Consider the following 4,329-nt stretch of genomic DNA (forward strand, 5'->3'; position numbering starts at 1 on the left):
GGGATGTACGCGGGGCTGAACGTGGTGGCGACGTTCGTAGTGTTTCTGAAGCTGGGCTGGATTTCGGTGGCGTGCGTATTCCTGAGTTACTTCTGCATGTCAATCATGTTCCCGACGATTTTCGCGCTGGGGATATTCGGCTTGGGAGCGCGGGCGAAGAAGGCTTCGTCGTTCATCGTGATGGCTATCATGGGCGGCGCGGTATTGCCCAAGCTGATGGGATATGTAGCGGACCAGTACGACATGTCGCGCGCGTTCATCGTGCCGATGTTGTGCTTCGTGGTGGTGGCGCTGTACGGGTTCAACTGGCCGCGCTTGAGCAAGGCGGAGTCGCTGCACGGGGTTCGGGCCACGGGGGGACACTAAGGGGGACAGTAGATCAGCGGCTGCAAGGGCGTTTATCGTTCCCGATCCTCGCTGATTGTGCCATGTGGAGGCTGGATGCTTTCGCTGTTACAAGATCGTTCACAGTCGACCTGAAGCCCTCGGCACCTTTGAGCGGGAAACCCTATTTCCCGTGGCACTTTTTCCACTTCTTTCCCGAGCCGCAATGGCATGGGTCATTTCGCCCGATCTTAGGAGCCGTTCCCGCAGCGGTCTGCTTTTTCGGCATTACATCCCGCTTCCGACGTTTCCTTATCATTTCCAGCGTACGGAAGATGGGCGGGTCCTTCACGCCTTCCGGTATAACGACATCATCGCCCAGGTGTATACCAATCACATCGGGGTCATGCTCCGGGATCTCCCAGGCCGGGCGGACGTTCAACTGAGAACAAAGGACTGCCAACCCAAAGGCAACGTCGGGCTCTGGCTCCTTTCCTCGTGCGTGACCGGCAGCCAATAGATATTTCCCTCTTTCCGTGAACGCACGAAGGAATCTGTCGAGATTTTCTGATGACGTGGGTGTCACCGTTAGCACCCGAGAAACCATCACCACATGGAAACCAGCCCTGGCTGTTTTCCATCCATCGTTTGTTCCTACGATGACCCTGTAATGGCTGGGGTGCCGTCGGTCAATGCCGGTGATAATCGAAACTCGTAGCCTGCCGGTCTCATCCTTCGCCCCGATCTCGTCCCGCCATTCCGAAAAGATACTCACTCCGGCATCCCGATCTTTGAAGACGAGTGCCAATATCGGTGGTATGCGAGGCTCTTCATATACAACGAAGCCCGCACCCCTCCAGTTCGCCCTGTCCCACAGCGGAATGTTTATCAAGGAAATGACCTTGCGATCTCGGTGCTTTAAGGCTTCGGTATTGAGCATCTCTGCGGGCGGATCGCCGGCACCGAAAATGAGCGGTCGATCAGACTTCTTACTTTCATCAGTCGTCGATCTAACGAGCCATGACTCTCTTCTCCGTACCGGAAACTCCTCTGCATCGCCCACCTCCCAGTCGTCCAGCCGAAGCCTCAGCCGATCACCGAGAACGTTGCCAACGGCGAGCCCGGATCTCGTCAGCATCATCGCGCGACCCATCGCCTGCTCATCCCGAACCAGTCCCTCGAAATACGTCCGATCGGCGGGCAATGCCAGCTGGAGCGTGATCGCTACCACGAGCTCGACAATGAGATCCTGCGTCTTATCCAAATCTACATTCGGATCGGTGGAATATCGTAGTTCGATAACGTGCTGGTCAGCTAGAATAGTCCACTCGAATGGAGCGGATTGATAATCCACGGGGATAATCTTGACGCGGAACTTCGGAGTATACGGCAGAAGGTCCGCATCCAAGCTGGTAGCAAGAAAGGACTCAAGTGCAGCGAGGATCGCTTCTGTCAGGAAGCGAGGTCTGTTCTCGTTCGGCAACTCCACAACGACCTCACAGCCTAAAACGCAGGAGTGCAATTCGAGCTTCCGGCCGTTGAGAAACTGCGGTGCTGCGGCGAGATCGCCATCATCTACTTTCTTCAGCGCCCCCGTAAATCCCGCATGGATGTCCTCAGCGGTTTCGACATCAGAAAAGACCTGACCGGCGCGCAATCGGTCCTCGTGGCCGAGCAGGTAAAGTAGCGCTGACCATGCAAAATCCAGTCGCAGGCGTTTAAGGACTGCTGGCAAGCGCGTCGTGTACTTGAGGTCGAAGAAATCGGTCTTGAGCAGCAATACCCCGAGGACGAAGTCGATGTGGACCCACTCCTCAGCCATTACCTCGCGCTCTGCCGCGTCCAGTCTGACGGCATGGCCGTATAGGCCCAATGATTCGATAAAAGATAGAATGAAAGGTATACGGCCCAACTGCATCTCAATCCATGCCAGCCCGCATAGGCACGAGTAAGCTTGGCGGGTCACCGTTCCTTCCGTCCAGAATTCCTTTAGCGCCTGACTCGCCGCGAGAAGCATACTGGCCCGTGCAGCCCAGAAGAGTCCCGCTCGCTCGTATGCCCGCGCGCACAACGCCAGCGCACCCACGAAATCCTCTCGGCACTCCCGAAGCGTCAAACGCTGCTGCGCCCGACCCAAGAGCCGGATCGCCTCATAGGGCTGGCCCGCGTCAAACTTCTGTGCCCCGCGCCGCAGCAGCATGAGCCCTGCCGTGGCGCTGCTGTCGCGCTCCTGCGCAATCGGCACGGCGACCTCAAAGAGTTCGTCAAACAAATCGCTCTGCGGAAATGCTTCGCCCAACTCCATGAGCAGATCGATGAGTGCCCGCGCCGGAAATTCAACAAGCCCCTTGCTGATTTCAAAAATATCTTTGAGTTCCGCGAGCGCCGCGGACAGTCGGTCCTTATCGCCGAAAGACAGAACCATGTTCATGAACACCTGATGTGCCCATGCCTCCAGCGCCGCGTTTGGCCGGGTCGCGTCGTCTCGAAAGCGCTGGAGTTCCTCTCGTAGCACCGCCGTTCTTTCATTGAAACGTGCTTGCTCAGTGCTGATATGCTTTTCGGCGGCAGCGGTGTAAAGCAGTTGCCAGAGGTTCTTCAGGAGTTCTACATCCGAGACTTGCGGACGGCCCGTTGCCAATGATTCGACATCGCCATAGACGCTCAGGAATGCGGGGTAATCCTCGTACCACCAGTAAAGAGTCCACGCGCGGTTGTATACGATACGAAGCTGCTGCTGGCGAGTCCCGTGTCGCTCGGCAATTCGTATCGCACGCTCGAAGCGGCCCTCAATCTCAATCCGCGGACGCTCCAGAGATCGCGCGAGGAGCGTTGCTTCGAGGCAATCCTCCACAAGCTGGTACTCAATTCCCTTGTAGCGATCGAGATCGGCGATTTGGCGCTCCAACTCCTCGAGTTCAGCTTCGCGGCGGGTGTCGCGCGGGCCTTTCTTGACCTTCGGAGCCAACGGCCGCTCCAAGTCGAGCGTCTCTATCGTGAGCTCTTCACGATGGTTTGCAAAAATCTTCTCAAGAATCCACGTTCGATCGAGAATATGGACCGCGAAACCGTACTGCTGCCGAAGCGCATCCTGCAGTTCCCCACGTTCTTTATCAGGTACGTACCGGCTGGAAAGGAAATAGACACGGGTGTAGCCGCGCTGCGTGCCAGCGATGCTCGCCAAATCAGACTTCAGTTTCGGCTTCCAAGCTTTCTTGGTGCTGAACGCGAACGCCCAGCGCTCGGTCGCCGCCGGTTGGGCGTTCGCCTCGTACCAACGAGCAGCAATCTCTTCGGCTACTGGGTACGTTTCGGTATCAACTTTGCTGTCGCCACCCCCCGTAGGCCCGGTTTGCGGTACGAGGTTTGGGCAGATTTCCTTCTCGGCAAGCCTGCGAGCGAACCTTTCGAATACCAGCTCTTCCTTCCGGCTTGTGAGCGTCTCCAGATGATGATCAAGCACGGCACGGTCGAGGTGCGCCCGTTCGCTGATCTCGGTATCTGAGAACAAATGCGGGTGGCGCGCGCGCATGAATTCTGAGGGGCGGAGGCCGTTGAGATCGGGCCTCTGCTTTCCAGCCGAGGTTTGCAACGGAGGCGCGTCGTTCGCTTGTTGCATGTTTCACTTCTCCCTTGCAGTTCGTGATTTCCGCCCAATACGGCGTGCCACAAAAGGCGCAATCTGCGCAACTTATAATTCTGGCGCAGGCTCTCGCTCGAATTCCAGCGATTTTTGCAAGGAGCCCATTCACGCATTACAGGCCACGGTACGAGCTAACCAACCGGCCATATTCAGCTTCCGCGAAACAGTAGCGCGACGGTAGCCGTCCGAAGGCGCCCCCGCAGCGGCCAGGTCTGGTCAGTCAGCAACGGGAGAAGTGCTGCAAGCCCCGGGAATGCGCTCCATATCGATGTAAAACGCACAACCCACAACTGCGGCGCACAATCCGCCGCCGGTCGTTCGGGATATACTTGCGGAACTTGGAGGGTACAACGATGTCATCA

2 protein-coding genes are annotated in these 4,329 nt (G+C 57.3%); one reads left to right on the forward strand and one right to left on the reverse strand.

Annotation, left to right across the window (positions count from 1 at the left end; translation table 11 throughout):
• Nucleotides 1-366 (forward strand): hypothetical protein (locus tag VN577_23855; GenBank protein ID HWR17885.1); only part of this gene is annotated, 366 nt, incomplete at its 5' end.
• Between the two features lie 142 nt (nucleotides 367-508).
• Here the strand turns inward: VN577_23855 and VN577_23860 are convergent.
• Nucleotides 509-3,943, reverse strand: coding sequence for an SEC-C metal-binding domain-containing protein (locus VN577_23860; protein HWR17886.1), 3,435 nt, complete (start codon nucleotides 3,941-3,943; stop codon nucleotides 509-511).
• Between the last annotated feature and the right edge of the window lie 386 nt (nucleotides 3,944-4,329).

This window comes from Terriglobales bacterium, from assembly GCA_035561515.1.
Taxonomy (GTDB): Bacteria; Acidobacteriota; Terriglobia; order Terriglobales; family Acidobacteriaceae; genus DATMXP01.